The sequence below is a fragment of the Corallococcus sp. AS-1-12 genome (assembly GCF_020036995.1).
GTDB lineage: Bacteria > Myxococcota > Myxococcia > Myxococcales > Myxococcaceae > Corallococcus.
Genome location: NZ_JAIQDD010000070.1, coordinates 1 through 5342, shown reverse-complemented (window position 1 = coordinate 5342; position 5342 = coordinate 1). Strand labels below are relative to the sequence as shown.

General features: G+C 69.9%; 3 protein-coding genes and 1 pseudogene. All 4 read right to left on the bottom strand.

The genetic code is table 11. The annotated features are described in order from the left end of the window. The coding region (locus tag K8556_RS38515; protein WP_223745124.1) for a M15 family metallopeptidase at positions 1-482 on the bottom strand (482 nt) is incomplete at its 3' end. A 40-nt stretch (positions 483-522) separates the two neighbouring features. After that, positions 523-2925 (bottom strand): fibronectin type III domain-containing protein, encoded by a 2403-nt coding sequence (locus K8556_RS38510; RefSeq protein ID WP_223745123.1) that lies wholly within the window; start codon positions 2923-2925, stop codon positions 523-525. 3 nt (positions 2926-2928) lie between these two features. After that, positions 2929-3708, bottom strand: a complete 780-nt coding sequence (locus tag K8556_RS38505) for a hypothetical protein (protein WP_223745122.1) — start codon at positions 3706-3708, stop codon at positions 2929-2931. 41 nt (positions 3709-3749) lie between these two features. Next, positions 3750-5342, bottom strand: a pseudogene (locus K8556_RS38500) (hypothetical protein); the annotation flags it as partial.

Here is a 5342-nt window from a genome sequence, read left to right as displayed (position 1 = left end):
CGCCAGACGGCGGCGAGCCGCTGCGCGTCCGTGCTGCCCCTTGGCTCCGAGTGGAAGAGGCCGCGCACGGGCTCCAGCTGGCTGCCGCTCACGAGGCTGGGCCACTGACAGTGCGGCGCATCCCCGAAGGAGCCACCCCAGGCGAGGCCTGCACGGCGCGTCTCCTCGCCCAGAATGGCGTAGGACGGACCATCCCAGCGCGGCTGGAGCCCCGGGCGGTCCACGTCCGCGTCGCGGCAGAAGTCGTTCGCCAGTCCGTAGTTGTGCGCGGAGAGGCCCTCCGGTGCCGCACGGCCACCCTCCCCCTTCAGGTAGCGCAGGTGCAACGCGCGCTGCTCGGCGAAGGTGGAATAGCCACGCGTGGCGACGTAGTCCGCGCCGCGCGCACGGCAACGGGCGATGACTTCACCCATCACCGCCTGGAAGGGCGGATAGAGGGACTTCAAGTCGACGCGGGAGAAGAGTTCAGAATTGGGAATCATCCCCCACTGAATGGGGGCGGGTTTCGACGTGCGGCGCGCGCTATCTCTCCGCGCGAAAACGCATCTCGTCCAAACTCACCCAAGCCGCGCCCGGGGGCAGACTGAAGACCTGAAGGCCCCCATCCATGTTGAGTTGTGCCATGGCGAAGCCGTGACTCGTCGGCAGCGACAGGATGCGGGGAGAACTGGCCAGATAGCCTTCCGGGAAGCGAAAGGCATTCACGTAGCCCACCGCCCCAGGGCTGATGAGGCCGCGTACGGACACCTCGTTGTCGCTGTTCTTATAGTAGCCGGGCGGCCAGTTGGTCGCGTTCCACGCCACCCAGCCATTCTCCAGGTCGCTAATCTGCCCGGTGCGGATGGTCGTCCACGGCTCGACGAGGCCGCCGATGCGGTCGAGGCGCACTGAATCGACGTAAACCCACGGTGCTCCCTGCGTCACGAGGGTGAGCAAACGCACCTGGACGTAGCGCGTGCCGGCAGGCGCATTGTGGAAGCCCGTGAGAGGCGCCCAGCCGCTCGTCGGAAGCACCTTGGTCGTGCTCACCGTACCCAACACGTTGAAGGCGCCACCGTACCAAACGAGTTGGACAGTCAGCCCGGCCCCCGTCTGTGACGCCCTCGCGAGGGCATCCACGCTGTACCTGTCACCTGGCCGGGCGATCATCGCCTGCGAGTCCAGCCGCGTACCGTTTGCCATGAGCCGGACGGCGCGCGCCCCTGTGTATGCGTCCGCAGTCGCCTGCGCATGCGCCCCCCAGAGGCCCACACCCATCGTCCAGGCGTCTGGCGGCAGTTCCTCGAAGGAGTGCGCCTCGAAGTCGGGGTTGGGCGGCGACTCGCCGAACGCGACAGCGGGCTGCAACGTGGCGGGCGTCACGTAGCCCGTGGTGACGGACACCTCGGCAGACGGCGCGCCCAGGTTGCCCGAGGCGTCGCGGCCCACCACCCTGCAGTAGTACGTGGCACCGGGACGCAGGTCGGGAAGCGGGAAGCGCGTCGCCGAGGCCCGCCCCTGGAAGGTGGCCTCCGAGGGCTGGAAGCCCGGTGTGCGCGAAGCATGCACCTCGTACTCGTCCCAGGCCGGACCGGTGGTGGCGGGGGTCCACGTCACCACGCATCCGTTGACGGTGGGCGTCGCCCGCACCTCCTGCGGCGCAGCTGGGCCCGTGAAGGCTGCGCTGGGAGCAATGCCCGGTCGGCTGTCGCGCTCCAGCCACTCGCGCAGCGACGTAGAGGGCTGGCCGCGCAGCACCAGCTTCATGCGCGCTGTGCCGTCCGTGGCGCACTGGTGCTCAAGCTCCTGCACCGCGAGCCGCTGCGCCGTGTCCAGGCGCACGCCGTCCGGCAACACGAGCACCAGGTCCGCCAGCTCCAGGCCGGGGTGAGGGTCTACCGTCATGGTGACGGTCAGGGATGAAACGGAGAGATCCGCGATGGCCGCGTCCGCCAGCCGCTGGGCTTCGGCCTCCGTGTCGATGTTGCTGAAAGACTCCTCCGCCACCTGCATCCAGCGGCGGCCCACCTGGGCGCGCGCCGTGGGGTTGCTGGCCGTCACCGTCTTTCGCTTCGGCGTGCCCGAGGCGTCCAAGTCGTATTTGTCGCTGTAGACGACCTCCACGTCCGTGCGGATGTCCGCCAACTGCCGCGTCACCCCATCGAGGTTGCCGTACTCGTCCGGGCCATAGCTCCAGTCTTCCTCCGTCTGGAGACGGTTGGGCGCAGCGAGGGTGAGCGCGTAGGCGCTCGCGGCAGGCTGCCAGCGCATGCGGCAGTCCCAGCCAATCCGCTGGGCCAGGGTGCGCGCCGCGTCCAGCACCGGCTCCACCTTCTGCACGTACCGGCCGCGCTGGGACATGGGGTCGACGGGGGTGAAAAGCGCGAATGAAGCGAGGCCGTTATCGTCTAGCAGCGCCTGGATGATGGACTGCACGGCCACGCCCACCATGTCGTTGCCGTATTCGCGCTCCACCTCGATGAAGGTGTCCTGCAGCAGCCCGCCCAAGTCCCGGCCTACGACGCGCAGTTCGTCGGGCCCGGCGTCCACCTCATCGATGCGGCCCCGGAAGACCTCGAAGTAGTCCGCCTCTTTCGGCGCGGTGGCGAGCGGCGCGAGGCCCAGCTCCACGCGGAAATAGGCACCCTCCACCAGCAGCGGCGCGAAAGTGCCCGCATCGGAGGTGTTGGCGAGGGACTGCGCCACCAGGGGCGATAGGGCCAGGCGAGCCCCAGCGGCGCCGCTGCGCACCAGTGACACCTCCGCTTCCGCCACGGGGGCGTCCAGTTTGTCGTTGATGCGCACGCCCAGCACCCAGTCGAAGCCCAGGAGGGCATGCAGGCCGCGCCACTCACCGCCCGCGTCGCGCACCCAGACACGCGGGTGGGTGGAGTAGCCAGAAGGGCTGCCCAGCAGGGCCGCCTGGAAGGAAGAGAGGGGCCGCATGCGTCAGCGCTCCTGCAACTCGAAGTCGAACTCCTGCCCGAGGACAAGGACGCTGGCCTCCCACCACTGCACCGCGCGCCCTGTCCCCACCCGGCCCAGCACGGGCAACGGCTCGTAGAGGGCGGCGCCCGAAGCCCGGTGGTACGGGTACGGCGCGCCGAAGGGCTCGGCAGCCGCGAACCAGGGGGCCACCCACGACGCGGGAGCCACCCACGGCAGCACCACCAGCTCATCCACCAGGAGCTCGCCTTCCGCCGCGTTGCCGAGCGTCACCGCGCCCTGGGGCAGCTGGCCCGCGCTGTCCACGACGAGGAAGCCGCCCGTGTGGGGGACCGGGACTGCGGCGCCGTTGACGCTGAGTCCCGCGCCCGCACGATGGACGTGGTGGCGCCACCTGTCCTTCGTCCCCTGGCGCTTCCACCAGTAGGCCACCGTCCACCGTGCCCCGAGGCCCGTGGGGAAGGTGACGCTGGCGCCCGCCTCCATGCGCAGGCACCCGCCGAAGCGGCCCATGGCCTCCACCGCCCATGCATTGCCCACCATGGCGCTCGGCGAGAGGAAGGCCTGACTGCGCAGCCCATCCTCGAAGCCCCACACCTGGCCCTCGCCCTTGAGGAGCCCCCGGTACGCGCGGGCCTCCTCCTGCGTCAGTGGGCCAGTGCTGCCCGCCAGGGTGAAGACTTCGCGCCGCTCACTGCTACGCAGCCACCCGGAGAAGGTGCGGCGGTGCTCGCCCAGCAGTGTCGGCGTGTACGTGAGGCCCCGCTCCGCCGAGACGGGCAAGGGGATTCCAGAAAGGGCCAGGGCGGGCGGCATGGGGCTCCTCAGAAGGCGGAGAGGCGCACGCGGCTACCAGCCACGCGGAGGCTCGCGCGCTGCTGGCGCAGCGACTCGTCCCGCCGCGTGGCTTCCATGGCGGCGTCGATGTCGTAGCCGGTGATGTTGTAGGTGACAGGCGCGGCCATGGCGGAGACGTTGCCCACCTCGGGCGCGCGCACCTGCCCTCCTCCGCTGAAGCCAGGAGGCAGGTAACTGCCGAGCCACCCCGGCACCGCTGGCGACGCTGGCACCTGCCCCAAGAGGAGCTGCTGAATGGCGGGAGGGAACATGCCGAGGAGCCACGCCGGCACCGGACCGCTGGGCGACGACGGGACGTCCTCCTCCGACTCCTCGACGTCAGGAGTCTCGGGCGAGGGCTTCGGCTTGGGCGGCACCGTGGGGCCGTCCTGCGTGTCCTCGGACTCGAAGCGGCGCAGCGCCACCTTCCACGCGGCCGGCACGTTGGAGAGGGCCGCCGTGGCGCGGGCCACGGCTTCGGTGTGCTCCTCCACCTGGGCCGTTTCCTCGGCACGCGCCTTCGCCGAGTCCCACGTCGTGTCCTCCAGCACCTGGAGGGAGTCGTCCATGCTGTCGGTGTCCACCTTCAGCTTGTTGAGCGAGCGCGCGAACTTCTTCAGCCCGTCGAAGCCCGTCCAGTCGATGAGGCTGGAGATGGCCCGGATGACGGTCTGCACCGCGCCGATGACGGCATTCCAGACTTCGCTGATGGCCTTCGCGATGGTGAGGACGACGCTGCCGACGAACTTGAGCGCAGTGAAGAGGGCCTTCATGACGGGCCCGCCCAGGATGCTGAGCGGCTGCTGAATCAGCAGGAAGGTGCGGCCCAGCACCTCGAAGAGGGGCGCCAAGCCCTTCAGGATATCGCCCAGCACCACCAGCGGCGGCACCAGTGGCTCGATGGCCTCCCCGAGCATCTCGAAGACGGGCGTCAGCGCGGAGAGGACGCCGTCCACCACCATCGTCACGGCGTTGAGCAGCGGCTGGAGCGGCTCCAGCAGCGTGCCCAGCGAGTCTGCCACCTTCTGGATAAGCGTGTTGACGGACTCGATGACGCCCTTGAAGCCCTCGGACTGCATGAGCAGCTCGCCCACCACTGCGATGATGGCGCCGTAAGCCCCGCCCGCTTCCATGCCCTGGACGCCTGCGTTGATGAGGTCGCCCAACTGCCCCAGGCCGCCGATGAAGCGGTCCACCAGCGACTCCCTCGCGGCTTCCATGGCGGCTTCCGCTTCAGCAGCGAGGCTCTCCGCCTCCAGGCGCATCTCGTGGAAGGCAGCGGCGCCGGCGGCCTCCTCCGCGCGGATGCTGGCCAGGTACTCCTTGCGCGACTCCTCGTTGGCCTGGGCTTGGAGCTTCGCCATGGCGGCCTGCTCCGCCGCCTCCTGCTTCTGGGCGGCTTCCAGGGCGGCCTTGTCCGTGGGCTTGCGAATGCGTGCCTTGCCCTGCGCCCCACCCCCACCTGTCAGCTTCGCCAGGAGGGCCTGAATCTGCGACGTGACACCCTCCAGGTTGAGGGCACGGGCGAGGTCCGCGCCGAGGCGCTTCGCGCCCGCCGCGCTGGTACGCAGGCCGTAGGC